Raw genomic sequence first — 24,328 nt, 5'->3', positions numbered from 1 at the left:
ATTTACTTAAAAGGAGTTATTTTGTTACTACATACTGTTAAAGTTTTTCCATCTAAAATTCATTTACCTAAGAAAAAACAACTTGCCTGGAAAATTGCAGAAATTGCAAGTGATAATGCTAAACTAAATAAAGAAGCAGTTGAAATGGTAATCAATAGAATTATTGATAATGCTTCAGTTGCTATTGCTTCTTTAAATAGAAAGCCTGTTATTTCATCAAGAGAGATGGCTTTGAAGCATTCAAGAAAGAATGGAGCAACTCTTTTTGGAGTTAACTCAAAACTAAAATTTGATTGTGAATGGGCAGCCTGGTCAAATGGAACCGCTGTAAGAGAACTTGATTTTCATGATACTTTTTTAGCTGCAGATTACAGTCACCCTGGTGATAATATTCCCCCACTTTTAAGTGTAGCCCAACAAAATAAAAAGAGTGGTTTAGATCTATTAAGAGGAATTATAACTGCTTACGAAGTTCAAGTAAATTTAGTTAAAGGGATTTGTTTACATAAACATAAAGTAGATCACATTGCCCACCTTGGTCCAAGTGTTGCTGCGGGGTTAGGATCAATGTTAAAATTAAATACTGAAACAATTTACCAAGCAGTTCAGCAAGCACTTCACACAACTATTTCTACAAGACAATCTAGAAAGGGAGAGATATCTAGTTGGAAAGCATATGCACCTGCACATGCTGGGAAACTAGCAATAGAAGCTGTCGATAGAGTTATGAGAGGTGAAGGCGCCCCAAGTCCAATTTATGAAGGTGAAGATAGTTTAATTGCAAGGATACTTGATGGAAAAAAAGCAAAATATAAAGTCCCATTACCTAAAAAAGGAGAAAGTAAAAAAGCTATATTAGAAACTTATACAAAAGAATATTCCGCGGAGTATCAATCTCAGGCTTTAATAGATCTTGCAAAGAAATTAAAAACCAAAGTACCAAATTTAAATCAAATCAAAAAAATAGATATTTATACAAGTCATCATACGCATTATGTAATTGGAACAGGTGCAAATGATCCACAAAAAATGGATCCAAATGCAAGTAGAGAAACATTGGATCACTCTATTATGTATATTTTTGCAGTCGCCCTAGAAGATGGTGATTGGCATCATGTAAAATCTTACACAAAATCAAGAGCTAATAGAAAAAGTACTATTAAAATATGGAATTCAATAACAACCTATGAAGATAAAAAATGGACAAAAAAATATCATGATCCAGATCCAAAAAAGAAATCTTTTGGAGCAAAAGTTGTTGTTACATTGAACAGTGGAAAAAAAGTAACTGAGGAACTAGATAGAGCTGATGCTCATCCATATGGAGCAAGACCATTTAAAAGAGAAAATTATATAAATAAATTTTTAACTCTAACAGATGGCATTTTAGATAAAAAAGAGAGTGATCGTTTTTTAAGAAATGTTCAAAATTTAAAAAACTTAAAAGCTGGTCAATTAGATAAACTAAATATTGAGATTAAAAAAAGTAAGTTAAAAAGAAATTTGAAAAAAGGAATTTTTTAATGCACTTTGTTGATAAAGAACCAAGTCAAAAAAGAATAGATTTTGAACAAAAACTTAAATCAAATAAAATTCTGAGAGTTCCTGGAGCTTACAATCCTCTAACAGCGAAATTAATTGAGGAAATTGGTTATGATGCAGTTTACGTATCAGGTGGTGTTATGGCCAATGATCTTGGTTTTCCAGATATTGGTTTAACAACTCTTCAAGATGTGAGTACCAGATCATATTTAATATCGAGAGTAACAAATCTTCCAACAATTGTTGATATAGACACAGGATTTAAATCTTGCAAAGAAACTATAGAAACTTTTGAAGAATTTGGATTAACTGGTGTTCATTTAGAAGATCAAATTGAGAGAAAAAGATGCGGGCATCTAGATAATAAAGAACTTGTTTCAACAGAGGCTATGGTTTCAAAAATAAAAGAATGTGTAGCTGCAAAAAAAGATCAAAATTTTAAAATTATAGCAAGATCAGATGCAAAAAGTGTTGAGGGAATTGATAAAATGATTGACAGATGTAAAGCTTATATTGATGCTGGAGCAGAAATTATATTTCCTGAAGCTTTGCATGATGAAAAAGATTTTGAAAAAGTAAGAAAAGAACTTTCATGTTATTTGTTAGCTAATATGACAGAATTTGGTAAATCCAAGTTATTTAACTATAAGGAGTTAGAAAACCTTGGCTATAATATTGTTATATATCCAGTAACTACACAAAGACTGGCTATGAAAAACGTTGAAGATGGATTAAGAGACATTTATGCAAATGGACATCAAAATAATATAATAGATAAGATGCAGACAAGAAAAAGATTGTATGAATTGGTAGAATACGAAAAATACAATTCTTTAGATGAAAAAATTTATAATTTTAGTACAGAAGGACATGAATAATGAGTGATGATATTAAAAAAGGTTTGCTTGGAATTGTTGTAGATGAAACTGAAGTTTCAAAAGTTATGCCGGAGATTAACTCTCTGACATATAGAGGTTATGCTGCTCAAGATTTATGTGAATACTGCAGATTTGAAGAAGTTGCTTATTTAATCTTAAACAAAGATCTACCTAACACTATCCAATTAAGACAGTTTGAAAAAGAAGAGAGAAACAATAGAGAGCTTACTAAAAATTTATATGAAATTATAAAACACATGCCCAAAAAATCCCATCCAATGGATGTTGCAAGAACAGCTGTTAGTGTAATGGGATTAGAAGATAAAGAAACCTCCAACACTACTCCAGAAGCTAATATGCGAAAAGCATTAAGAATTTTTGCAAAAACACCCACTGCTCTTGCTGCATTTTACAGAATTAGAAGTGGTAAAAAAATAATCAAACCTAAAAAGAATTTAACTTTTGCTGAAAACTTTTTCTACATGTGCTTTGGAAAAGTACCTCAAAAAGAAATTGTTAAAGCATTTGATGTTTCTCTAATATTGTACGCAGAGCACAGTTTCAATGTTTCAACTTTTACTGCTAGAACAATTACAAGTAGTTTATCTGATATTCATGGAGCAATTACAGGTGCAATTGCTAGTTTAAAAGGACCGTTACATGGTGGTGCAAATGAAGAAGTGATGCACATGATGAACAGAATCAAAAAACCAGAAAATGCACTAAAATGGATTAACAACGCTCTTAAAAATAAAGAAGTGGTTATGGGCTTTGGTCATAGAGTATATAAATCAGGAGACTCTAGAGTTCCAACTATGAGAAATTATTTTGGTAAAGTTGCAAAACTTAAAAAAGATAAAAAGTTTGAAAAAATTTACGATATTGTTGAAAAAGTTATGATCAAAAAGAAAAATATTCACCCCAATGTGGACTACCCTACTGGTCCAATGTATCATTTAATGGGATTTGATACTGATTTTTTCACGCCTATATTTGTTATTTCTAGAATTACAGGTTGGTCAGCACATATTATGGAACAACATGCTGCTAACAAACTTATTCGACCACTTGCTAAATATAAAGGTAGTAAGCATCGAAAAGTAATGGAATTAAATTACAGATAATACAATTATATTTATTAACTAAATGCTTCTGCCCAAGTTCCTTGGGTTGAAGCTTTAGAATATTCTGTAGCTCTTCCTTCAAAGAAGTTCATGTGCTCTACAGCATTTAACATTGTATCTAACCAAGTTAATGGATTTTTATCAATGTCATAGATCGCTTCTAATCCTAATTGATCTAATCTTCTATTTGCAATAAATCGAATATATTTTTTAATATCATCTGCAGTCAAACCTTCCATTGGACCCATTTGAAAAGCCAAATCAATAAAAGCATCTTCATGCTCAACAATTGTTCTGCAAGCTTCATAAATTTCTTTTTTCAATTGAGGTGTCCATGTTTCAGGATTTTCTTTAATGAAATCTTTAAATAATCTGATCATCGAATTGCAATGCAATGTTTCGTCTCTCACCGACCAAGTAACAATCTGACCCATTCCTTTCATCTTGTTATGTCTTGGGAAGTTTAACAAAATTGCAAAACTTGCAAACAACTGAAGACCTTCTGTGAAAGCACTAAATACAGCAATTGTTTTTGCAATATCATGATTTGATTTAACATCGAAACCTTGCATGTAATCGTATTTATCTTTCATTTCTTTGTATTTCATGAATGCTGAATACTCAGACTCTGGCATACCAATTGTATCTAACAAATGTGAGTAAGCAGCAATGTGAACGGTTTCCATTGAAGCAAAAGAAGACATCATCATTAATACTTCAGTTGGTTTAAATACATTCATGTAATGTCTTATATAACAGTTGCTAACTTCGACATCTGCTTGCGTAAAAAATCTAAAAATTTGTGTTAATAGATTTTTTTCTGAAGTTGAAAGATTTTTTTGCCAATCTCTTACATCATCTCCAAGTGGAACCTCTTCCGGTAACCAGTGAATTCTTTGTTGAGTTAACCATGCATCATAACACCATGGATATCTAAAAGGTTTGTAAACTGGATTTGCAACAAGCAATCCATTATTGTTTTTTTGTGGTTGAATAATTTCTGACTTAACTTTTTCTGCTACTGACATGATAAACACTCCTCGTACTCTGGTTCACTATTTTCGGTTGATTTATTTTTATATACATTAGCCATGATGTCTGTTGACTTAGAGTCGTTAACATTCTCAGCTCTTTGAATTGATTTTGATCTACAATAGTAAAGGCTCTTTAAACCTTTCTTCCACGCATCAAAATGAATTTTATGTAATTCTTTTTTATGAACATCTGCAGGTAAAAATAAGTTGACTGATTGAGCTTGTGAAATAAAAGGAGTTCTGTCTCCGCTCAATTCAATTATCCAGCTTTGATTAAGTTCAAATGCAGTTTTAAATACATCTTTTTCTAAATCAGTTAAAAAATCTAAATGGTTAACTGAGCCTTGGTTTGTAGTAATACTAGACCAAGTTTCCTCATCATTTTTACCATGACTTTCAAGAATTTCTTCAAGATATCTGTTTCTCACATTAAATGAACCAGATAAAGTTTTGTGAGTATAACTGTTTGCTGCAATGGGTTCTACTCCTGGAGAAGCTCCTCCACAAATAATAGAAATTGATGCTGTTGGTGCAATTGCAGTTTTGTTAGAAAATCTTTCTTGATAACCATACTCTGCAGCATCAGGACACGCTCCTCTTTCTTCAGCTAAATCTTTAGAAGCTTGATTAACTTTTTCATGAATATTTTTAAATATTTTTTTATTCCATGATTTTGCCATTACAGACTCAAGTGGAATTCTATTTTTCTGTAAGAAAGAATGGAAGCCCATCACACCCAAACCAACGCTTCTCTCTCTTTCAGCAGAGTATTTAGCATCTTTAAATTGTTCAGGAGCTTTGTTAATGAAATCAGATAACACATTATCTAAAAATCTCATTACATCACTAATCATATCTGGATCATCTTTCCATTCTTCATATTTTTCTAAATTTAAAGATGATAAACAGCACACCGCTGTTCTATCTCTACCATCTTTATCAATTCCTGTAGGAAGAGTTATCTCACTGCATAAGTTAGAAGTTTTAACAGTAAGATTTGCTAACTTATGATGCTGAGGAATTTGTCGGTTAACTGTATCTATATAAATTATATAAGGTTCACCTGTTTCAATTCTAGCTGTTAACAATCTTATCCATAAATTTCTTGCAGAAATAGTTTGCTGAACAGTTCCGTCTGCTGGACTTTTTAATGCCCATTGTTCATCTGTTTCAACTGCTCTCATGAAAGCATCTGAAACTAAAACACCATGATGTAAATTTAATGCTTTTCTATTTGGATCTCCACCAGTTGGTCTTCTCATTTCAATAAACTCTTCTATCTCAGGATGATCAATTGGAAGATAACAAGCAGCAGAACCTCTTCTTAACGAACCTTGACTAATTGCCATTGTTAAAGAGTCCATTACTTTAATAAAAGGAATTATTCCTGAAGTTTTTCCAACTCTGCCAATTTTTTCTCCAATAGATCTTAGGTTGCCCCAGTAGCTTCCAATTCCTCCACCCTTTGCAGCAAGCCAAACATTCTCACTCCAAAGATCTAAAATTCCACCTAAGCTATCAGATGCTTCATTTAAAAAACATGAAATAGGTAAACCTCTTTTAGTTCCACCGTTTGATAAAACTGGTGTTGCTGGCATAAACCAAAGATTGCTTATGTAATTATAAATTCTTTGTGCATGTAGATTGTCATCAGCATAAGTGCTTGCTACTCTTGCAAATAAATCTTGATAAGATTCGTTTAAACCAAGATATCTATCTTTTAAAGTTGCTTTACCAAAATCTGTAAGTTTCGAATCTTTAGAACGATCAATTTTAATTATTATACCTTTGTCGTTTTGAAATAATTCTGTTTCATTATTTAAAGAAAATAAATCAGGCTTATTTGCTTTTGAAACTTCTTTAACTTCTGGGCTATATTCGGAGACAGCTTTCTTGAGGGCTTGAGATAGAATCTTGTTCATATTTATTATTATATTATTTTAGTTTTGCGAAAACAACTATATGTTGTAGGCGCTTTGATTAAGTATACTAAATAAACGTTTAATCAATGGAACATTTATAGAACGCGACAATATGATTATCAATAAAAAAATAAAATTTTTTTAAAGAAATTAACATAAAAAGAGTAAGTAGTGGATAAATGAGTGAAAATTTAAAAATAGATCCTTATGGTTTTAGAGAATATGACGCCCGTTGGTTGTATGAGAAAGACATAAACTCAGCAGGAATAGAGAATCTCGGCAAAGGACTTGGAACACAAATAAAAAATCACACCAAAAAAGATCATCCTAGAATTATTGTTGGACATGATTATCGATCTTACAGTGAGGAGATAAAAACCTCACTTAAAAGAGGATTAAAGTCAACAGGATGTCATATAGAAGATATTGGTTTGTCATTATCTCCAATGGTTTATTTTGCACAATTTAATTTAGATGCAGATGCAGTTGCTATGGTTACAGCAAGTCATAATGAGAATGGTTGGACTGGTGTAAAAATGGGTATCAAAAAAGGCTTAACTCATGCGCCTGAAGAGATGAAAGAATTAAAAGAAATAACATTGAGTGAAAAGTTTTCAAAAGGTGATGGAAATGAAAAAGAAATAAAAGATTTCGATAAAATTTATAAAAATGACCTAATTAATAAAAACAAAATAAATAAAAAAATTAAAGCTGTAGTTGCTTGTGGCAATGGAACTGCAGGTGTTTTTGCACCAGATATCTTAAGGGGTATTGGGTGTGAAGTGATCGAGTTAGATTGTAACTTAGATTGGAATTTTCCAAAATATAATCCTAATCCAGAAGATTTAGAAATGCTTCATGAAATTGCTAAAGTGGTAAAAGAAAATAATGCTGATATAGGTTTTGGCTTTGATGGTGATGGAGATCGAGTCGGTGTTATTGATAATGAAGGTAACGAAATATTCTCTGATAAAATTGGTTTACTAATAGCAAGAAACTTATCTGCTAAACACAAAAATTCTAAATTTGTTGTTGATGTAAAATCAACAGGTTTGTACTCCAAAGACAAAATTTTATTAGAAAACAATTGTGAAACAATTTATTGGAAAACCGGTCATTCTCATATTAAACGTAAAGTTAACACTGAAAAGGCATTAGCAGGCTTTGAAAAAAGTGGTCATTTCTTTTTCAATCAGCCTTTGGGATATGGTTATGATGATGGAGTAAATTCAGCCATTCATATCTGTCATTTATTAGATAATGAAAATAAAAAAATGAGTGAAATAATTAATGAATTACCAATTACTTTTCAAACACCAACGATGGCACCATTCTGTAAAGATGAAGAAAAATATCAAGTAGTTGAAGAATTAGTTAAAAAAGTAGAACAATTAAAAAATAATAAAACTAAAATTGATGATCAGGTAATAACCGAAGTTCTTACAGTTAATGGTGTAAGATTTTCTTTTGAAGATGGATCTTGGGGATTGATAAGAGCATCATCTAATAAACCTTCATTGGTAATTGTAACTGAAAGCCCGACCTCAGATAATAGAAAGAAGAAAATTTTTGATTTTATTGACGATTTACTTCAAAAAACGGGGAAAATAGGCGAATACGATCAAAAAATTTAGTGCTTAATAAAGTTAATTTTCAACTAATAAGTGTTCATAAAACTGTAAAGAATCATTTAAAAAATTAGATGAGGTGATGGAGGGAGACTGAAGTCACCTCTTTTTATTTTAGAGCTTTTCTTAATTTATTGACTATTACTTTTAGAGCTGTTTTTGGGTAATTTTTTCCCTTAACAACCCATACAGATAATGGCCAGGAACTATCTTTTTTACTTCTAGCAATAATATGTATATGCAACTGAGGAACAATATTTCCAATTTTTTCTACATTTAGCTTCGAAGTTTTAAATAATTTTTTCATTACTTTACTTGCATAAACAATTTCCTTCATTAGCAGAGTTTGATCTTTAAAATTAAGATCGCTTATGTCGGTAATCTTATTTCTTTTGGGAATTAGAATTATCCATGGAAATTTAGAATTATCGTTTAACCTAATAGTGCATAATTTAAGATCAATAAGATGATGTGAAGTCTTTAAAAATTTCCTATTTAACTTAAACGACATGCTTATAATTTAATATATTCGTAGAAAAACTTAACTGCTACGAATAGTAAGAAAATAGCAAGTAATTTACTAATTTTATTTTTATCTATTCTGTGAGCCGTTCTTGCACCTATTCTTGCCATAAAAGTTGTAATCGGAATGAAAATTAAAAAAGCTGGTACATTTAAAAATCCAATACTAAATGGTAAATTTGTTTTTAAATAACTTCCTGAAATAAAAAAACCTGTAGCACCAAATAGTGCAATTAAAAAACCAATCGCTGCAGCACTTCCAATTGCTTTATTAATTGAATAACCGAAAAATTTAAGGATTGGCACATTCATAACAGCACCACCTATACCTGTTATAGCTGAAATAAATCCAACAATCGCACCAAGTATTATTTTTAAATACAATTTCATTTCAGATATTACATTTTGTTCCTTTTCTTTAATCGTAAGTAAATAAATTCCTAAAAAAAAGATTACGATTGCAAAAAAAAGTACTAATGATTTTGTTTTGAAAGTTGCAGCAAATATTGTTCCCAAAACAACTCCTGCAACTACAAAAAAACCATAGCTTTTAACTACATTAAAATCGACTGAATTAAATTTATGATGGGTTAAAACTGAAACTATTGATGTTGGAATTATTATTGCAAAAGAAGTTCCTACCGCTAAGTGCATTATATAAGCTTGATCAATTCCAAGTTTGCCAAATATATAATAAAGAAACGGGACAGTTATTAAACCACCGCCGATACCAAAAAGGCCAGCTACAAATCCTACTGGAATTGCAGTCAAAACCATTAATAAAACTATATAGATATATTCATTTGCTAAGATTGAACTAAGCAGATTGACCTTCTCTCATATCAACATTGTTGTATTTAATTTTATCCATTATGTGATCAATTTTTTTTACATCAGCATCTTTCACACACATATTTTCGCTTAAATATCTTTTCCAATGGCTGGCACCAGATTGACCGTGAAATAAACCTAATGTGTGTCTCATAATTTGATTTAAACGAGTTCCTTTTTTCAATTCATCTTTTACATAAGGAATTAACTGCTCAACAACATCTTGCCTACTAGGAATGTCCTCATTGTTAAAAATTTCTTTCTCAATATCTGCTAACAAATAAGGTGTGTGATAAGCAGCTCTTCCAATCATAACACCATCTGTTTTTTCTAAATGTGGTTTAATTTGATCAACAGAAGTTATTCCTCCATTTATAATTATTTCTTCATTTGGAAAATCTTCTTTTAATTTATAAACAAACTCATATTTTAAAGGTGGAATGTTTAGGTTTTGTTTAGGTGTAAACTTACCAAGCATAGCCTTTCTTGCATGAATAATAAAAGTTTTAACTCCTGTGGATTTAAGTGTAGATATAAAATTGTATAAATTTTCATAATCTTCGACACTATCATATCCAATTCTAGTTTTTATCGTTACAGGTAATTTTGTTTTTGATTGCATCTCATTTAAACAATCTGCAACTAAACTTGGCTCTTTCATCAAACAAGCACCAAATCTATTTTTTTCTACTTTTCTACTTGGACATCCTAAGTTTAAATTAATTTCATCGTAACCAAAATCTTCTCCAACTTTTGTTGCCTCACCTAGTAACTTAGGTGAAGATCCACCTAATTGAAGTGCTACTGGCTTTTCATTGATATTGAATTCTAGTAATTTTTTTTTATCACCTCTATTGATTGCTTCATCGACAACCATTTCGGTATAAAGAAGTATATTTTTAGATATTAGTCTGAGAAAATATCGTTCATGACGATCTGTACAGTCCATCATAGGAGCAACTGATACTAACCTATTCATAAACTAAGACTTTATATTATTTTTTTATGAGTTTGAAGCTTCTGGATCTTCAGAAGCAACATCTGCTTCTTGATTTTCTGATTCTGAAACTTCATCTAATGAAACTTCACCTTGTTCATTCATAGTTTCTTGACCAACTGAAGCGTCAACTTCAGGTGTAGCTGTTTCAGATAATTCATCTAGATCTTCCTTTGATACTTGAATTTTTTCTGGAGTTTTTCTTGCTCTTTTTGATGGCAAAATTGGAGTTCCACTTTTTGAAATTTCTCCTTTGTAAAGATTTTCAAAATCGTCACCTATATCTTCATCATCCTCTACACCGTCATCAACTTGTTCAACGTGTTTTCTAAGTTTGTAAACTGCACTTTCAGTTAAATCTGATACTTTAATTTTCTCTTCAGCAATTTCTCTTAAAGATATCACTGTATTTTTGTCATTATCCCTATCTATTGTTGGTTCTAAACCAGCATTAAGTTGAGTAGCTCTCTCTTTAGCTACTAAAACTAGTTCATAAGGACTTTCTACTTTATCGATGCAGTCTTCTACTGTTACTCTTGCCATGCGCAGTATCTACACAGTGAGTCTTAAAAAATCAAGGGATATTTTTTATAAATAATGTGGATTTAGCTTATTTTTTATGAGGAATAAAAGCACTAGCATAAACCCAACATATATTGCTGAAAAAGTAGCAATTTGTTCTATTGTAAAATTTTTATCTATTAAAAAACCATACAAAGCAGTTCCAAAAGCAGTGGAGAACACCATAAGAGCAGAAGTCATAGCCTTTATTCCTCCAATAAATCTTACACCATATAGTTCTGCCCATGTAGATGTACCTAAAACATTTGCAAAACCATTTGTTATCCCCATCAATCCTAAGAAAATAAATGAAACAATTGGGTGATCAAAAACTATCAATATTAAAGCTGCAATCAACATTGGAATGTTTGTAAAAATTAATAATTTCCTGCTTGAAAACTTATCTATTAAAATACCAGTTATAAATAAAGTCAAAACAGAACTAATCGAATAGGCCATAAAAGATTGAGCTATCACATATGGACCCCATCCCTTAGAAATTTGAACAAATGATTGAAAAACTGCAAAGCCTGTAAAAATCCATGGCATTGCCAATAAGTTCCCACAAATAATATAAAACTTATAATCTTTTAATACTTCTCCTCTAGTCCATTGTTTAATTGTATCCTCTTGAGAATTATTATTACTGTCAGACTCTCTAGAATTAATATTTAAATTATTTATTAAAAAAATAGAAGCAATAGGTAGAAATAAAATAATAATTAAAGAAAATCCCACCCACAACTCTCTCCAATGTATGAATGTCAAAAAATATACTATTAAAACTGGTAAAATAAATTCTGCTAATGACAAACCTAGCCAAGAAGTACTTAATGCTTTTCCTCTTGATTTATCAAAATATCTTGAAACTGTAGTACTAGCAGTATGAGACATTAACCCTTGACCAAATAACCTCATTAAAAAAATTGCTAAAAATAAAAAAACTATTGAATTGATTTTAGAAAATATAAATGAAGATATGCTTAATGATATAATTACAAAATATGCAAATTTAATTGCACTAAAATCATCTATTTTTTTTCCAACCCATATTAAAATAAAACTACTGCATAAAGTTGCGGAAGCATAAATTGAACCAAATTGTCCATGAGATATGGAAAGAGCTTCTCTAATACTAGTGTTAAACAAACCAAGAAAATAACTCTGTCCAAAACTTGAAAAAAATGTAAAAATAAAACCAAATAAAATTACTTTTAAACTTAAACTTTTAAACATAGATAAAAATTATGACTTGTAATGTTGCTTTCATAGGTCTTGGGGTTATGGGCTACCCGATGGCTGGTTATATATCAAAAGCCGGACACAATGTAACTGTTTTTAATAGAACAAAATCAAAAGCTGAAAAATGGATTGGTGAATACAAAGGTAAAATGGCTGATACTCCTGCTCAAGCAGCAGAAGGTGCAGATTTTATTTTTACATGTGTGGGTAACGATAATGACTTAAGAGAAGTAGCTACAGGAGAGAATGGATTATTTAACACAGCAAAAGCTGGATCAATATTTATTGATAACTCAACTGTATCTGCAGAAGTATCCAGAGAATTATATAAAGCTGCAAAAGATAAAGGTTTTGAATTTTTAGATGCACCTATATCTGGAGGTCAGTCTGGTGCGGAGGGTGGAATACTTACTGTAATGGTTGGTGGTGATGAAGAAGTTTTTAAAAAAGCAGAGCCAGTAATTGATTGCTACAGTAAAAAAGTAAAATTAATTGGATCCTGTGGAAGTGGTCAACTTACTAAAATGATGAACCAAATGTGTATAGCTGGAGCAGTGCAAGGTTTATCAGAAGCAATTAATTTTGGAATAAATGCAGGTTTAGATATGGATAAAGTAATGGAAACTATATCTAAAGGTGCAGCACAGTCTTGGCAGATGGAAAATAGATATCGAACTATGACTGATGATAAGTTTGATTATGGATTTGCAATTGACTGGATGAGAAAAGATTTAAAAATTGCAATTGAAGAAGCAAAAAGAAATGGTTCACCTGTGCCAATCACAGAAATCATAGATGGCTACTACGCTGAGGTACAAGAAATGGGTGGTAACCGTTGGGACAGTTCTGCTCTTATTGCTCGATTAAAAAAGAAAAAATAATCTGTGACTGATACCGTTCCTTATTATGAGGACTTTGTAGAAATCAAAAAGAAAATTTGGTCTATGTTAAATAATGCTGTCAAAGACAGAAGCTCGTCTTTCAGAATACCTGTATTTATATGTGGTAGCCAATCTGATTTAGATGGTAGAATTGTAGTTCTTCGAAAATCAGATCAATCTAATAACTTAGTTCAGTATCATAGCGATATTCGTTCTGATAAAATTGGAAAATTAAAATCTAACAATAATGCAGCAATGTTGTTTTATGATAAAGATGAAAAAATTCAGGTTAGGCTAAAAGTAGAGTGTACCATTAATCATAATAACGAAGTTACTAAAGAATCTTGGTCAAAAACCCAACACATATCTAGAAAATGTTATTTAGTTGATAAAGGACCAGGAACTATGTCTGATACTCCTACATCTGGACTGAAACCTGAGCTTGATAATTTTGATTACACTAAAGAACAAAGTGAAGAGGGTTACAAAAATTTTACGGTTATTCAGTGCAAAATAAAATCAATAGAATGGTTATATTTAGCCGCTAAAGGTCATCGAAGAGCAAAATTTGATTTAGTAAACAATAAAGATACCTGGTTAGTACCTTAAATCCCTTTTACAATTATATTGCTTCCTTCAGAGTTTTGAAGACGAATATCTTTAACTGGCTTATACTCATCAGAGTGATACCATTCTAAAGCTTTTTCATATGATGGAAATTTAATGATTACTAATCTTGGAAAATTATCTTCGCCCTCTACTACTTGATATTCACCATTTCTAACTAGATATTCTCCACCAAATTTTTTTACAACCTCTGTAACTTTAGCCACATATTCTTTATAGTTTTCTTGATTTGTAACTTTTAATTGAGCTATAACGTAACCTGCTGACATAATTCCCTTCCTTTATTAATTGTTCTGTTAATTATTCCAAAGCCAAGCTGCTCCCCTCACACCACTTGAGTCACCGTGTAAATTTTTTAAAACTTTCGTTTCTATTTTTTTTGCAAATGTATATCTGGGAATTAATTTTGGAATATTATTATAAAATCTTTCAATATTTGACATGCCTCCACCTAAAACAATTGCACCAGGATCAAAAATACCAATCATTACAGCTAATAATCTTGCCATTCTATCCTCATATAAAGAAAATTCTAAATTAGCACGATCATCATCATTTTTATCTAATTCTACAATTTCTTTTGTTGTAAGATTTGTATTATATTTTTTATTAAATATATTTGTAAAACCAGTTCCTGAAATAAATTGTTCTGCACATATGGGTCTTCCACAATTACCTGAGGGACATTTAACCTCTAGTTTAATTTCTTCATCAGTTGGATAAGGTAATGGTTGATGCCCCCAATCTCCTGCTATTTGATTAGCACCTTCAATTATTTCTTTTTTATAAGATAAACCTCCTCCAAAACCTGAACCTATTATTATTCCAAATACAGAGTCATAATTTTTTCCTGCACCGTCAATTGCTTCCGATAAAGTCAAGCAATTCGCATCATTCATTAATTTTACTTGTCTTTTTAAAGCAATTTCTAAATCTTTTTGAAAAGGTTTGTCATTTAACCATGACGAATTTGCGTTTGTTATTAGTTTGGTTTCTTTTGATGAAAATCCTGGTATCCCTAGTCCTACGCTACAGGTTTGATTACTAATATCGTCAAATTCATCAACAAGTTTTTTTATTGTATCAATTCCAGAAACATAGTTTTTATCATAATAATATCTTTTTCTTTCAATTTGATTTCCTTTATCGTCAATTAAAATTCCTTCAATCTTAGTGCCTCCATAATCAATACCAATTTTAAATTTTTTATTCATAGATTTAATATTTAAAATATTGATTTTGAATATTTCTTCCAGTTATCTTGATAGTGTTTAGTATTTTCCTCTACAGCTTTTTTTTCTTCATCAGTCACTTCTCTTATAACTTTTCCCGGAGAACCAACAACTAAAGAATTGTCAGGTATCACTTTATTTTCAGTTATTAATGCTTTTGCTCCAATGATACAGTTTTTTCCAATATTTGCTTTGTTCAAAATTACTGCTCCAATTCCAATTAAACTATTATCTCCAATGGTACATCCATGAAGCATCACTAAATGACCTACAGTAACATTTTTACCTACTCTTAACGGACAGCCAGGATCTGTGTGTAATACACTACCATCTTGAATATTAGATCCCTCACCTATATGAATATTTTCTATATCTCCTCTTAAAACAGCATTAAACCATATGCTTGTATTTTTCTCTAATGTGATATCTCCAATTACAGTTGCGTTTGGAGCTACCCAATTTTCGCCAGAGTTTTTTGGTTTTTTATCTTTTAAATCATAAAACATAATTTATATATTCTTACAGTATGCCAATACAAACTCCAATATGTGATTTTGGTCAAAAAGCTATTCCATTTGAATTAAAATCAACTGAAAATAAAATTCTTTCGTTAGATGATATCAAGGGAGAAAATGGAACTTTGATAATGTTTATCTGTAATCATTGTCCTTATGTAAAGGCCATTACAAAAGAAATAGTTGAAGATTGCAATGAATTAAAAAAAATTGGAATAAATTCTGTAGCAATCTGTGCAAATGATGCTGAGAATTATCCAGAAGACTCTTTTGAAAATATGATTAAATTTTCAAAAGATAACAATTTTAATTTTCCTTACTTAAACGACGAAACACAAAATATTGCTAAGGCATATGACGCTGTCTGCACACCAGATTTTTTTGGATATAACAAAAATTTAGAACTTCAATATCGTGGAAGATTAAGAGAATTGAGAAATCTTATGCCTGTTAAAGAAGGTGAAAGTGATTTGTTAAAAGCTATGAAACAAATTGCTGAAACAGGTGAAGGTCCTAAAGACCAAATTCCTAGTGCTGGCTGTAGTATAAAGTGGAAAACTAATTAATGTATTTAATTGTTACTAGATCTTTTCCTCCTGAGCTTGGTGGAATGCAAAGCTTGATGTGGGGTTTATCAAGAGAGTTGTCTAAAAACTTTATGATAAAAGTTTTTGCAGATCATATTGATAATCATAAAGATTTTGATGAACAAGCCTCGTTTTCAATCGAGAGAGTTGGTGGAATAAAACTTCTTAGAAAATACAGAAAAGCTCAATTAATTAATGAGTTTGTTAAAGAGAATAAAGTTGAAGGAATAATTGGAGATCATTGGAAAAGTTTGGAACTTATCAAAACTTCTAAAAAAAAATATTGCCTTATACATGGCAAAGAGATTAATCATCCTAAAGGATCCACTCAAAATAAAAGAATTTTAAATGTTCTCAACAATGCAGAAAAAGTTATTGCTAACTCACAGTATACTAAAAACCTTGCTATTGAATGCGGTGTTAATGAAAATAAAATTGTTGTTATAAATTGTGGAGTAGATCTACCAAAAGAATTAAACGAAAAATCATTAGAAAAAATTGAAAGCTTATTAAAAGTTAAAACGCCAAGATTAATTACTGTTTCAAGATTTGATAAAAGAAAAAATCATGAAAAAGTAGTGATGGCTCTTAGAAATCTAAAACAAATCTATCCAGATATCGTCTACATTTGTATTGGATACGGCGATGAAGAAGAAAATATTAAAAAATTAGTAAAAGAATTAAATTTAGATGAACAAGTAATGTTTTTTAAAGATATTAGTGATGATTTAAAAAATGCACTAATTGCTAAGTCAAATTTATTTGTAATGCCATCTATAATTCATAAAAAATCTGTTGAAGGGTTTGGAATTGCATACGTTGAAGCAGCACAATACGGTGTACCATCTATAGGTGGTAAAGATGGAGGTGCGGCAGATGCAATAGATCATAAAAATACTGGTTTAATATGTGATGGAAATAATCTTGATGATATTTATTCTTCAATTAACTCAATGTTAGAAAATAAAAAATATTTAGAACATGGAAAAAATGCAAAAGAATTTGTGAATAAATTTCAATGGTCAAAAATAATTGAAGAATACAAAAAGATACTAAATTGATTTCAAATAATAAATTAGCAATTTTTTTAATTATTATTTCAGTTTTTTGTGGAACATTAATGTTAACTTTTTTAAAGTTAGCACAAGAGGAAGTTAATGTTTATGTGGCAGGTTTTTTTAGATTTTTATTTGGTTTCCTGATTATTTTTCCTTATATGTTAAAAACTAAATTTGCAGTTTTTAAATCTAATCATCATAAAAAACATTTTCTTAGAGCAGTTCTAAACTTGCCTTCAATGCTTTTATATTTCTCAGCTTTAACAATGATGCCAATTGAAAAAGCTACAGCAATATCTTTTGTTGTTCCTTTCATAGTAACTATTTTGGCTGTTTTGTTTCTTGGAGAAAAAATTTATATCTACAGAAGTTTTGCACTAGTTTTAGGATTTATTGGTATGCTGGTAATTTTAAGACCAGGTATTATTGAAATCTCTATTGGAGTGTACATGGCACTGGCATCTTCTTTTATGTGGTCAATAGTGATTATAATTACAAAAACTATAACCAAAGACGATAGTTCAATTACAATTTTATCTTATGGATACTGTTATATGACTATTTTTAGTTTCCTTATTGCAATGTTTTATTGGCAAACACCTAGTTTACAGACTTTGATTTATTTGTTCTTTGCAGGTCTATCTGGCACATTGTTGCATCTTTGTATTAATCACGCTTATAAATTAGTTGATGTAAGCATGACACAACCCTATTCTTTTCTAAGTTTAGTATTTGCATCTTTAATTGGCTATTTTGTGTTTAGCGAAATCCCTGATCTCTTCACTTGGATTGGTGCTAGTATTATATTTTTAGGAGTTTTCATTATGTCTTATCGTGAAATGAAGCTTGATAAAGAAATTATTAGAAAACGAATAGATATTAAATCTTAATTTTTCTTCTTAAAGGTTTTGTAGATATGCCAAACTACAATTAAAATTGTAGTAGCAAGGATACATGCAGTTAATGTTCTGTCCCACAAAAATTCCCACGAACCATTACTTAATAATAAAGATCTTCTAAGGTTTTCTTCCATCAATCCACCAAGTACAAAAGCTAATATCAAAGGTGGCATAGGGAAATCATATAATCTTAAAAAAGTTGCAACTACTGCTATCCCAATCATTAAATAAATATCAAAATTATTAAATGACATTACATAAATCCCGGTAACAGAGAAAAATAAAATTAAAGGAATTAAATAATTTTTAGGAACAGCAAGAATTCTAGCTATATAAGGGATGAGTGGTAAGTTTAATATAAGAAGAATTACCATCCCAATATACATTGACATAATTATTGACCAAAAAATCTCTGGGTTTGTCATATAAAGTCTAGGTCCAGGCTGAACACCAAAACCTAAAAGAGCTCCTAGCATAACAGCTGTAGTTCCACTCCCAGGAATTCCTAAAGTAAGCATTGGTACAAAAGAACCAGAGCAAGCGGCATTATTTGCAGTTTCTGGTGCTGATAAACCATTTACGCTTCCCTTACCAAATTTTTCTTTTTCCTGATCACTAACTAAGTTTCGTTCCATTCCATAAGCCAAAAAGGAAGCAATTGTTGCACCAGCTCCAGGTAAAACACCAATTAAAAAACCAATTACTGATGATCTTGGAATTGTTTTATACATTTTAGTTCGTTCTTCTTTATTAATTTTAATTGACCCTAATTCAGTTAATGAAACTTGTTTAGCAGCAGTTGTTGGATCATTTCTCTTTAAAATAATTGTTAAAGCTTCACTCATCGCAAAAGTTGCCATCACAACTAGTACGAAGCTAATCCCATCAGTTAAGTTCATATTATTAAATGTATATCTTGTAATATCAGACAAACTATCTTGACCAACAGATGCTAACATTAAACCTAAGACAACCATCATCATTGCTTTTAAAAATTGTCCCTTAGATGAAAAAGCTGCAATGGCTGTTAAACCTAAAATCATCAAAGCAAAATAATCAGGTGATCTAAAAGATAAACTTACTTTGGATAAGCTTGGTGCCATAAATAATAAATAAATTGCAGATAATGTTCCGCCAGCAAATGAACTCCATGCTGCAATAGCTAAAGCTTTTCCAGCTTTACCTTGTTGTGCCATTGGATAACCATCAAATGAAGTTGCAACTGTTCCTGGAACACCGGGGGCATTTAATAGTATTGAAGAAGTTGATCCACCAAATACTGCTCCATAATAAACTCCAGCCATTAAAATTAATCCAGTTGCAGGTTCAAAACCATATGTAATAGGTATCATTAAAGCAATTGCAGTCATTGGACCAAGACCAGGAAGCATTCCAATGATTGTTCCAAAAAAACAACCAACCATAACCATAAGTATATTTTGAAATGTAAGTGCTGTTGTTAATCCAATTAGTATTCCTTCGATCATCCCATAACTCCAATTAATTGTAGAAATGGATCTCTTAAATAAATATCAAGAATACCATGAAGCAAATACATAAAGGCAGCAACAAATGGAAAGGATAATAAGAACATTAAAATCCACCTTCGTTCTCCTAAAAAATAATATGAAGCAAATAAAAAGAATGAAGTAGTTAAAAAATAACCAACTTTTAAAATTGTAGCTCCATAAATAATTGCAATAAGTATAAGTATACCAGTTTTTTTATACTCTAAATTTTTATGCTCAACTTTAATTGTATTTGGGTCTGGTAAAATAAGTTTTAATCCAGAAAAAAATAATCCTGCATAACCTAAATAAATTGGAAATGTTCTAGCATTAAATGGAGCATTTTCATCAAATGTAAAAACTTGAATTTGATAAGCTAAATATAAATAAAATGCTGAAAAAATAAAAAAGAGCAGTGATATAATTTTTGTAGTATTTATATTCACTGCTCTAATTTTAATTTCTAACCAAAGGTTAGATAACTCCTAGTTTTTTCATAAGAGCTGTCATTTCTTCAGTTTGTTTTTCTAAGAATGAAACAAACTTACCTTCAGGGTTATAAATATTAACCCAAGCATTTCTTGCTCTCACTGTTTCCCATTCAGGAGTTTTTTGTACATCGCCTAGCATTTTTGCAATTGCAGCTTTATCAGAATTGCTCATACCTGGAGGGCCAAAGAAACCTCTCCAGTTAACGAATTGTACATCATACCCTTGTTCTTTAAGAGTTGGTGCATCTGGTGCATCAGAAACTCTTGAAGGAGCAGTAATACCAATAATTGTTACTTGGTCTCTTGCACCCATCAATTCACCTAAACCAGTTGAAATGATTTGAGTTTCTCCAGATAAAAGTCCAGCTAAAGCTTTTCCACCAGCATCATAAGGAATGTATGCAACAGCATTTGGATCTGCACCTGCAGCTTGGAATGCTAAAGCGCCAATTAAATGGTCCATACTTCCTCTTACTGATCCACCAGCCATTTTAATTGAGCTTGGATCTTTTTTGTATGCATCAACTACATCTTTAAAGTTTTTGTAAGGTGAGTTTTTTGCAACTGCAATAGCACCGTAGTCACCAATAACACCAGCAATCGGCACAACATCTTTATAAGATAAAGTTCCGCTACCTTTTACGTAACCTTCGTGTCTAGTAATTGATCTTAATACTAATGGTGTAGATTGAACTAAAACTGTATTAGCAGGTTTAGTATTAATCATGTAAGCAAGTGCTTTACCACCACCACCACCTGACATATTTTCAAATGATGCACTTTTTAACATACCAGCTTTTGTTAAAGCTTCTCCAGTACCTCTAGCAGTTCCATCCCAACCACCACCAGCACCACCACCGATTACAAAGTGCAATTTATCAATTGCTACTGAGCTAGTAGTTGTTGCTGAGAATAATAGGATTGCTGAGAATAATACTGAAAATAATTTTTTAAGATTTCTCATAATACCTCTCTTCTTGTTTATTAATTAAATTATATTAAACATTTAATATAAAGTAGTGTCAATCATATAGAAATTTAAAGATGAATTCATCGACTCAGAAAATCAAAGAAAATTTGTCTCAGTTATTTACATTAAAATTTCTAACTGTTTTTTTGATAAGTGTACCAAGTGCAATAATTGCGGAACAATTCAATATTCCACTTGCTTGGTTTTTAGGTCCTATGATTATCACATCAATTGCTGCATTATCAGGACTAAAAATCATTATGCCTAAAATTATATTAAGTTTTATCTTGATAATTTTAGGTTTGCATATTGGAAATTACATAGATCAAAATCTATTTAATCAAATGTTTGATTGGATTTGGACTTCGATAATTATGCTAATCTACATAATAATCTGTATTTTAGTTGTTGCTAAGTATCTGCAAAAATTTGCAAATTACGGTAACAAAGCCTCTATATTTTCTGCTGCTCCTGGTGCTTTAGGTCCATTAATGATTTTAGCTGAAAATGAAAAAACGGATTTATCTCAAGTTGCAACCTCTCACTTAATTAGATTAATCATCATAATAACCGTCATTCCATTTATTATAGTAAATAACACTCAAAATGATGTTTTGTTAAATGATGAATTTAATTACTTGGCTCAAAATCATTTAAATTTAATTTTACTTATTGTTGCTTCTTTATTTTTTATTTTTGTTTTTGAGAAAATTAGAGTGCCAGCAGCCTTATTATCAGGAACATTATTTGCAAGCGGCCTATTACAAATTACAGATGTAGCAACGTATAAATTGCCAAACGAAACAGTAAATTTTTGTCTGTTAATTCTTGGTTCTTCTGTTGGATGTAGATTTGCTGAAAAAACAGTGAAGGAAATTGCAAACAATTCACTACATAGTATCGTAGCGACAGTAATATTGGTGACATTGGGCTTACTTGCTTCATTTATTGCAACATTCTTTGTTGATACAAATATTTTAACTTTAATATTATCTTTTAGTCCTGGAGGAATTTATGAAGTGGCAGTTATAGCAATTGCTTTTGATTTAGACCCAGACTTTGTTGCTTTTCATCATATTATAAGATTACTTTTTATCCTTTTCACAGTTCCAATATTTTTAAGAGTTTTAGAAAAAATTAAGAAATAATTTTAGAAAGTCTTTCAAAAACTTTTTCTGCCGAGAGTTTTGATAATTCGGGGGCTTGTATTGCTGTAAAGTTATCTCTTTCAATACTGACTTTAAATGGAGTAGTGTGAGAACCAAATAAAGCAACACCCCTTGATCCTAAGTGTGCGGTTATATGAGCGGGTCCAGTATCATTAGCGACCACAAATGAACTATCTTTAATCAATGCAGATAATTGTGAAATATTTAAAGCTTTGCCATTATCTAAAACACATAAAGCATTTATATTTTTTGCATCTTTAATTTCATCTGGTCCAGGAGCTGTAACCACTTTAAATTTATTTTCAAATTTTTCATTAATCATATTTATTAGATCATTATAATAAGGCCATTTCTTTGAAGTTAAATGAGGTGAGCAAAAAGGAAAAAGTATTATGTATTTATCTAGTTCATAACTTTTTTTTATTTCTGAAATATCAACTGTACTCCATGAAAAATCTGGTTTCATTGTATGATTGGTATTAATTCCTGAAGATTTTAACTGATGATCAAATCTTGAAAGAACAGAATCTTTATCAAAATCTTTTTTGGTTGTTCCTTCTGGTAGAGTTGTTTCTGTTGAACTCCAAATGGTTTTGTCAGCTTTAGGAAATAAAATGTTTTTATAAAAAGATGTTCTACTTGAATTTTGAAGATCATAAACTTTTGAGAAATTATGTTTTTTAATCTCCCTCATTAGTAAATATAAATAAATTAAATTAATTTTTGATAATCTCTTATCTAGAATAACATTTGAAATATGTGGGTTTTTTTTAAATAGTTCAAAATAAGGTTTTGTTGTTAATAAATGAATTTGATCTTCTTTATGATTTTCAGAAATATCTTGAATTGCCCCACACGCTTGAGCTATATCGCCTAAAGATCCATGTTTAATAATTAAAATATTAGACATAATTCTAACAACTTAACATAGTATAAAGTTTTATGAATAAAATTATAGTCGAGGTTTCTGTTGGTGAACTTTTAGACAAGATTTCAATATTAGAAATCAAACAAGATAAAATTAAAGACCCAGAAAAATTAAGTTTTATAAACAATGAGCACTCTATTCTTAAAAATCAGTTAGAAAAAAATGTTCAGTCCGATGAGAAACTTGAAAAATTATTTCAAGACTTAAAAGATATAAATGCCAAACTTTGGGTTATTGAAGATGATAAAAGAGATTGTGAGAAAAATAAAGATTTCGGAGAAAAATTTATAAAACTTTCTAGAGATGTTCATTTTTTAAATGATGATCGTGCAAAAATAAAATTAGAAATGAATAACCATACTGGTTCTGCTATTAAAGAGATTAAAGAGTATACTAGTTACTAAAAACTTTTGGAAACCAATCCTGTCTCATCCGATCTCCTGATTTTAAATTAATTCCATCGAATGGTGGTGATGTTGGACCACCTCTTTCAGTAAAAGTAACATCATCACCTATAAATCTCATAGAAAATGCTCTACGAGATTGAGAACTTTGATTTCCTGTGGAACCATGAACGGTTTTAAAATTAAACAAAACTGCATCACCTAAATTTATATCTGGAACCAATACATCTTCTTCAAATTCTTCTTTTTTTGGAAGGTTCATAAAAGAACTATCATCTTCATACCAAGGTTGATTGTTAGACCATTTAGTGGGTCTTAAAAGTTTTTGCCATTTATGTGATCTTAAAATTAATTTAAGGTTATTTTCTTTATTTACTTCATCTAATGGTATCCAAAAACTTCCTGTATCATCTCCATCAACACAATAATATGGCATGTCTTGATGCCAAGGTGTTTCTTTGTTTGTACCTGGATCTTTTATAAAAAGATGGTCATGAAAAATTTGTATAGAATTTGAATTTGTAGCTTCAGCAACTATCTGAGCAGCAAGAGAATTAAACATACAATTTTTGAATTCTTTTATTCTTTCCCAATTGCAATAATCTTCAAAAAATCTTCCCTCATTCACACTTACATTTTCCCTTCCATGTTGACTAGGGTTGTCTAAAACTTTTTGAAAACCATTTCTTAATGGCTCAATCCAATCTTGAAATGCACCTTTAATTATTATTGCACCAAGATTTTGATAATCATCAATCTGTTTTTGAGAAAGATACAT

Annotated in this window: 25 protein-coding genes and 1 pseudogene; 11 read left to right on the top strand and 15 right to left on the bottom strand. The window is 30.5% G+C overall.

Going from position 1 to position 24,328, the window contains the following annotated elements; all coding sequences use genetic code 11:
- The first annotated feature begins 21 nt into the window (after nt 1-21).
- Genes ACTTBI_RS01850 through ACTTBI_RS01840 form a run of 3 tightly spaced genes read left to right on the top strand, consistent with a single transcriptional unit; the run spans nt 22 to nt 3,544 of the window.
- On the top strand, nt 22-1,524 hold the full coding sequence (locus ACTTBI_RS01850) for an MmgE/PrpD family protein (RefSeq protein ID WP_440652342.1): 1,503 nt from the start codon (nt 22-24) through the stop codon (nt 1,522-1,524).
- Nucleotides 1,524-2,420: a methylisocitrate lyase gene (gene prpB, locus ACTTBI_RS01845; RefSeq protein ID WP_440652341.1), complete on the top strand. Its 897-nt coding sequence runs from the start codon at nt 1,524-1,526 to the stop codon at nt 2,418-2,420. The genes ACTTBI_RS01850 and prpB overlap by 1 nt, the downstream gene beginning before the upstream one ends.
- Complete coding sequence (locus ACTTBI_RS01840; RefSeq protein ID WP_440652340.1) at nt 2,420-3,544, top strand: bifunctional 2-methylcitrate synthase/citrate synthase; 1,125 nt, start codon at nt 2,420-2,422, stop codon at nt 3,542-3,544. The genes prpB and ACTTBI_RS01840 overlap by 1 nt, the downstream gene beginning before the upstream one ends.
- Nucleotides 3,545-3,558: 14 nt before the next feature.
- Here ACTTBI_RS01840 and ACTTBI_RS01835 read toward each other — a convergent pair whose 3' ends face one another.
- Nucleotides 3,559-4,572: a ribonucleotide-diphosphate reductase subunit beta gene (locus ACTTBI_RS01835; protein WP_440614253.1), complete on the bottom strand. Its 1,014-nt coding sequence runs from the start codon at nt 4,570-4,572 to the stop codon at nt 3,559-3,561.
- Nucleotides 4,563-6,500 carry a ribonucleoside-diphosphate reductase subunit alpha gene (locus ACTTBI_RS01830; protein WP_440614252.1) on the bottom strand — a complete coding sequence of 646 codons (1,938 nt, stop codon included), beginning with the start codon at nt 6,498-6,500 and terminating at the stop codon, nt 4,563-4,565. The genes ACTTBI_RS01835 and ACTTBI_RS01830 overlap by 10 nt, the downstream gene beginning before the upstream one ends.
- A gap of 179 nt (nt 6,501-6,679) precedes the next feature.
- On the opposite strand from ACTTBI_RS01830, the gene ACTTBI_RS01825 reads away from it, so the two are divergent.
- Complete coding sequence (locus tag ACTTBI_RS01825) at nt 6,680-8,134, top strand: phosphomannomutase/phosphoglucomutase (protein WP_440652339.1); 1,455 nt, start codon at nt 6,680-6,682, stop codon at nt 8,132-8,134.
- 103 nt (nt 8,135-8,237) lie between these two features.
- Here the strand turns inward: ACTTBI_RS01825 and ACTTBI_RS01820 are convergent, their stop codons facing one another.
- The 5 genes and pseudogenes from ACTTBI_RS01820 to ACTTBI_RS01800 form a co-directional block, all read right to left on the bottom strand.
- The gene (locus tag ACTTBI_RS01820; protein ID WP_440652338.1) at nt 8,238-8,639 is read right to left on the bottom strand and encodes an HIT domain-containing protein; all 402 of its coding nucleotides are present in this window, start codon (nt 8,637-8,639) and stop codon (nt 8,238-8,240) included.
- A gap of 2 nt (nt 8,640-8,641) precedes the next feature.
- Nucleotides 8,642-9,427 carry a sulfite exporter TauE/SafE family protein gene (locus ACTTBI_RS01815; RefSeq protein ID WP_440614249.1) on the bottom strand — a complete coding sequence of 262 codons (786 nt, stop codon included), beginning with the start codon at nt 9,425-9,427 and terminating at the stop codon, nt 8,642-8,644.
- Between the two features lie 40 nt (nt 9,428-9,467).
- A complete protein-coding gene (gene dusA, locus ACTTBI_RS01810; RefSeq protein ID WP_440652337.1) occupies nt 9,468-10,460 on the bottom strand; it encodes a tRNA dihydrouridine(20/20a) synthase DusA in 993 nt (330 codons plus the stop codon).
- 180 nt (nt 10,461-10,640) lie between these two features.
- Nucleotides 10,641-11,021: pseudogene (rpoZ, locus tag ACTTBI_RS01805) on the bottom strand (DNA-directed RNA polymerase subunit omega); the annotation flags it as partial.
- 45 nt (nt 11,022-11,066) lie between these two features.
- A complete protein-coding gene (locus tag ACTTBI_RS01800; RefSeq protein ID WP_440652336.1) occupies nt 11,067-12,275 on the bottom strand; it encodes an MFS transporter in 1,209 nt (402 codons plus the stop codon).
- 11 nt (nt 12,276-12,286) lie between these two features.
- Here ACTTBI_RS01800 and ACTTBI_RS01795 point away from each other — a divergent pair, with 11 nt between their 5' ends.
- Both ACTTBI_RS01795 and ACTTBI_RS01790 read left to right on the top strand, forming a co-directional pair.
- Nucleotides 12,287-13,162, top strand: coding sequence for an NAD(P)-dependent oxidoreductase (locus ACTTBI_RS01795; RefSeq protein WP_440652335.1), 876 nt, complete (start codon nt 12,287-12,289; stop codon nt 13,160-13,162).
- A gap of 3 nt (nt 13,163-13,165) precedes the next feature.
- Nucleotides 13,166-13,771, top strand: coding sequence for a flavin-binding protein (locus tag ACTTBI_RS01790; RefSeq protein ID WP_440652334.1), 606 nt, complete (start codon nt 13,166-13,168; stop codon nt 13,769-13,771).
- Here the strand turns inward: ACTTBI_RS01790 and ACTTBI_RS01785 are convergent.
- From ACTTBI_RS01785 to ACTTBI_RS01775, 3 genes are read right to left on the bottom strand one after another with little or no spacing between them, the layout of a single operon-like run.
- On the bottom strand, nt 13,768-14,058 hold the full coding sequence (locus tag ACTTBI_RS01785) for a DUF1330 domain-containing protein (protein WP_440652333.1): 291 nt from the start codon (nt 14,056-14,058) through the stop codon (nt 13,768-13,770). The genes ACTTBI_RS01790 and ACTTBI_RS01785 overlap by 4 nt on opposite strands.
- 27 nt (nt 14,059-14,085) lie before the next feature.
- A complete protein-coding gene (locus tag ACTTBI_RS01780) occupies nt 14,086-15,003 on the bottom strand; it encodes an ROK family protein (protein ID WP_440652332.1) in 918 nt (305 codons plus the stop codon).
- An 11-nt stretch (nt 15,004-15,014) separates the two neighbouring features.
- Nucleotides 15,015-15,527 (bottom strand): gamma carbonic anhydrase family protein, encoded by a 513-nt coding sequence (locus ACTTBI_RS01775; RefSeq protein ID WP_440652331.1) that lies wholly within the window; start codon nt 15,525-15,527, stop codon nt 15,015-15,017.
- A gap of 20 nt (nt 15,528-15,547) precedes the next feature.
- Between ACTTBI_RS01775 and ACTTBI_RS01770 the strand changes: the two genes are divergently transcribed.
- The 3 genes from ACTTBI_RS01770 to ACTTBI_RS01760 are packed head-to-tail and all read left to right on the top strand — an operon-like array spanning nt 15,548 to nt 18,071.
- On the top strand, nt 15,548-16,102 hold the full coding sequence (locus ACTTBI_RS01770) for a thioredoxin family protein (RefSeq protein WP_440652330.1): 555 nt from the start codon (nt 15,548-15,550) through the stop codon (nt 16,100-16,102).
- Nucleotides 16,102-17,184 carry a glycosyltransferase family 4 protein gene (locus ACTTBI_RS01765; protein ID WP_440652329.1) on the top strand — a complete coding sequence of 361 codons (1,083 nt, stop codon included), beginning with the start codon at nt 16,102-16,104 and terminating at the stop codon, nt 17,182-17,184. The genes ACTTBI_RS01770 and ACTTBI_RS01765 overlap by 1 nt, the downstream gene beginning before the upstream one ends.
- The gene (locus ACTTBI_RS01760) at nt 17,181-18,071 is read left to right on the top strand and encodes a DMT family transporter (protein ID WP_440652328.1); all 891 of its coding nucleotides are present in this window, start codon (nt 17,181-17,183) and stop codon (nt 18,069-18,071) included. Before ACTTBI_RS01765 ends, ACTTBI_RS01760 begins: the two co-directional genes overlap by 4 nt.
- On the opposite strand, the gene ACTTBI_RS01755 is transcribed toward ACTTBI_RS01760, so the two are convergent.
- Genes ACTTBI_RS01755 through ACTTBI_RS01745 form a run of 3 tightly spaced genes read right to left on the bottom strand, consistent with a single transcriptional unit; the run spans nt 18,068 to nt 21,043 of the window.
- On the bottom strand, nt 18,068-19,567 hold the full coding sequence (locus ACTTBI_RS01755; protein WP_440652327.1) for a tripartite tricarboxylate transporter permease: 1,500 nt from the start codon (nt 19,565-19,567) through the stop codon (nt 18,068-18,070). The two genes, ACTTBI_RS01760 and ACTTBI_RS01755, sit on opposite strands and share 4 nt — an antisense overlap.
- Complete coding sequence (locus ACTTBI_RS01750; RefSeq protein WP_440652326.1) at nt 19,564-20,034, bottom strand: tripartite tricarboxylate transporter TctB family protein; 471 nt, start codon at nt 20,032-20,034, stop codon at nt 19,564-19,566. The genes ACTTBI_RS01755 and ACTTBI_RS01750 overlap by 4 nt, the downstream gene beginning before the upstream one ends.
- Before the next feature lie 28 nt (nt 20,035-20,062).
- On the bottom strand, nt 20,063-21,043 hold the full coding sequence (locus ACTTBI_RS01745; protein ID WP_440652325.1) for a tripartite tricarboxylate transporter substrate binding protein: 981 nt from the start codon (nt 21,041-21,043) through the stop codon (nt 20,063-20,065).
- Nucleotides 21,044-21,123: 80 nt separating this feature from the next.
- Between ACTTBI_RS01745 and ACTTBI_RS01740 the strand changes: the two genes are divergently transcribed.
- Nucleotides 21,124-22,197 (top strand): AbrB family transcriptional regulator, encoded by a 1,074-nt coding sequence (locus ACTTBI_RS01740; protein ID WP_440652324.1) that lies wholly within the window; start codon nt 21,124-21,126, stop codon nt 22,195-22,197.
- Here the strand turns inward: ACTTBI_RS01740 and ACTTBI_RS01735 are convergent.
- Entirely contained in the window at nt 22,187-23,128 is a 942-nt protein-coding gene (locus ACTTBI_RS01735; RefSeq protein WP_440652323.1) for a glycosyltransferase family 9 protein, read from the bottom strand. The two genes, ACTTBI_RS01740 and ACTTBI_RS01735, sit on opposite strands and share 11 nt — an antisense overlap.
- 32 nt (nt 23,129-23,160) lie before the next feature.
- Between ACTTBI_RS01735 and ACTTBI_RS01730 the strand changes: the two genes are divergently transcribed.
- Complete coding sequence (locus ACTTBI_RS01730; RefSeq protein ID WP_440652322.1) at nt 23,161-23,550, top strand: DUF6165 family protein; 390 nt, start codon at nt 23,161-23,163, stop codon at nt 23,548-23,550.
- On the opposite strand, the gene ACTTBI_RS01725 is transcribed toward ACTTBI_RS01730, so the two are convergent.
- On the bottom strand, nt 23,540-24,328 hold the full coding sequence (locus ACTTBI_RS01725; RefSeq protein ID WP_440652321.1) for a phytanoyl-CoA dioxygenase family protein: 789 nt from the start codon (nt 24,326-24,328) through the stop codon (nt 23,540-23,542). The genes ACTTBI_RS01730 and ACTTBI_RS01725 overlap by 11 nt on opposite strands.

This window comes from Candidatus Pelagibacter sp. HIMB1542 (assembly GCF_052047835.1).
Classification (GTDB): Bacteria; Pseudomonadota; Alphaproteobacteria; order Pelagibacterales; family Pelagibacteraceae; genus Pelagibacter.
This window is presented reverse-complemented; position numbering and strand designations above follow the sequence as displayed.

What these genes read in the sequence shown, in the direction of transcription:
- ACTTBI_RS01745 (WP_440652325.1), bottom strand. Translation starts at nt 21,043, where the DNA reads ATGAGAAATCTTAAAAAATTATTTTCAGTATTATTCTCAGCAATCCTA.
- ACTTBI_RS01755 (WP_440652327.1), bottom strand. Translation starts at nt 19,567, where the DNA reads ATGATCGAAGGAATACTAATTGGATTAACAACAGCACTTACATTTCAA.
- ACTTBI_RS01730 (WP_440652322.1), top strand. Translation starts at nt 23,161, where the DNA reads ATGAATAAAATTATAGTCGAGGTTTCTGTTGGTGAACTTTTAGACAAG.
- ACTTBI_RS01815 (WP_440614249.1), bottom strand. Translation starts at nt 9,427, where the DNA reads ATGGTTTTGACTGCAATTCCAGTAGGATTTGTAGCTGGCCTTTTTGGT.
- ACTTBI_RS01795 (WP_440652335.1), top strand. Translation starts at nt 12,287, where the DNA reads ATGACTTGTAATGTTGCTTTCATAGGTCTTGGGGTTATGGGCTACCCG.
- ACTTBI_RS01785 (WP_440652333.1), bottom strand. Translation starts at nt 14,058, where the DNA reads ATGTCAGCAGGTTACGTTATAGCTCAATTAAAAGTTACAAATCAAGAA.
- ACTTBI_RS01775 (WP_440652331.1), bottom strand. Translation starts at nt 15,527, where the DNA reads ATGTTTTATGATTTAAAAGATAAAAAACCAAAAAACTCTGGCGAAAAT.
- ACTTBI_RS01835 (WP_440614253.1), bottom strand. Translation starts at nt 4,572, where the DNA reads ATGTCAGTAGCAGAAAAAGTTAAGTCAGAAATTATTCAACCACAAAAA.
- prpB (WP_440652341.1), top strand. Translation starts at nt 1,524, where the DNA reads ATGCACTTTGTTGATAAAGAACCAAGTCAAAAAAGAATAGATTTTGAA.
- ACTTBI_RS01740 (WP_440652324.1), top strand. Translation starts at nt 21,124, where the DNA reads ATGAATTCATCGACTCAGAAAATCAAAGAAAATTTGTCTCAGTTATTT.
- ACTTBI_RS01830 (WP_440614252.1), bottom strand. Translation starts at nt 6,500, where the DNA reads ATGAACAAGATTCTATCTCAAGCCCTCAAGAAAGCTGTCTCCGAATAT.
- ACTTBI_RS01800 (WP_440652336.1), bottom strand. Translation starts at nt 12,275, where the DNA reads ATGTTTAAAAGTTTAAGTTTAAAAGTAATTTTATTTGGTTTTATTTTT.
- ACTTBI_RS01825 (WP_440652339.1), top strand. Translation starts at nt 6,680, where the DNA reads ATGAGTGAAAATTTAAAAATAGATCCTTATGGTTTTAGAGAATATGAC.
- ACTTBI_RS01780 (WP_440652332.1), bottom strand. Translation starts at nt 15,003, where the DNA reads ATGAATAAAAAATTTAAAATTGGTATTGATTATGGAGGCACTAAGATT.
- ACTTBI_RS01725 (WP_440652321.1), bottom strand. Translation starts at nt 24,328, where the DNA reads ATGTATCTTTCTCAAAAACAGATTGATGATTATCAAAATCTTGGTGCA.
- ACTTBI_RS01765 (WP_440652329.1), top strand. Translation starts at nt 16,102, where the DNA reads ATGTATTTAATTGTTACTAGATCTTTTCCTCCTGAGCTTGGTGGAATG.
- dusA (WP_440652337.1), bottom strand. Translation starts at nt 10,460, where the DNA reads ATGAATAGGTTAGTATCAGTTGCTCCTATGATGGACTGTACAGATCGT.
- ACTTBI_RS01735 (WP_440652323.1), bottom strand. Translation starts at nt 23,128, where the DNA reads ATGTCTAATATTTTAATTATTAAACATGGATCTTTAGGCGATATAGCT.
- ACTTBI_RS01820 (WP_440652338.1), bottom strand. Translation starts at nt 8,639, where the DNA reads ATGTCGTTTAAGTTAAATAGGAAATTTTTAAAGACTTCACATCATCTT.
- ACTTBI_RS01770 (WP_440652330.1), top strand. Translation starts at nt 15,548, where the DNA reads ATGCCAATACAAACTCCAATATGTGATTTTGGTCAAAAAGCTATTCCA.
- ACTTBI_RS01840 (WP_440652340.1), top strand. Translation starts at nt 2,420, where the DNA reads ATGAGTGATGATATTAAAAAAGGTTTGCTTGGAATTGTTGTAGATGAA.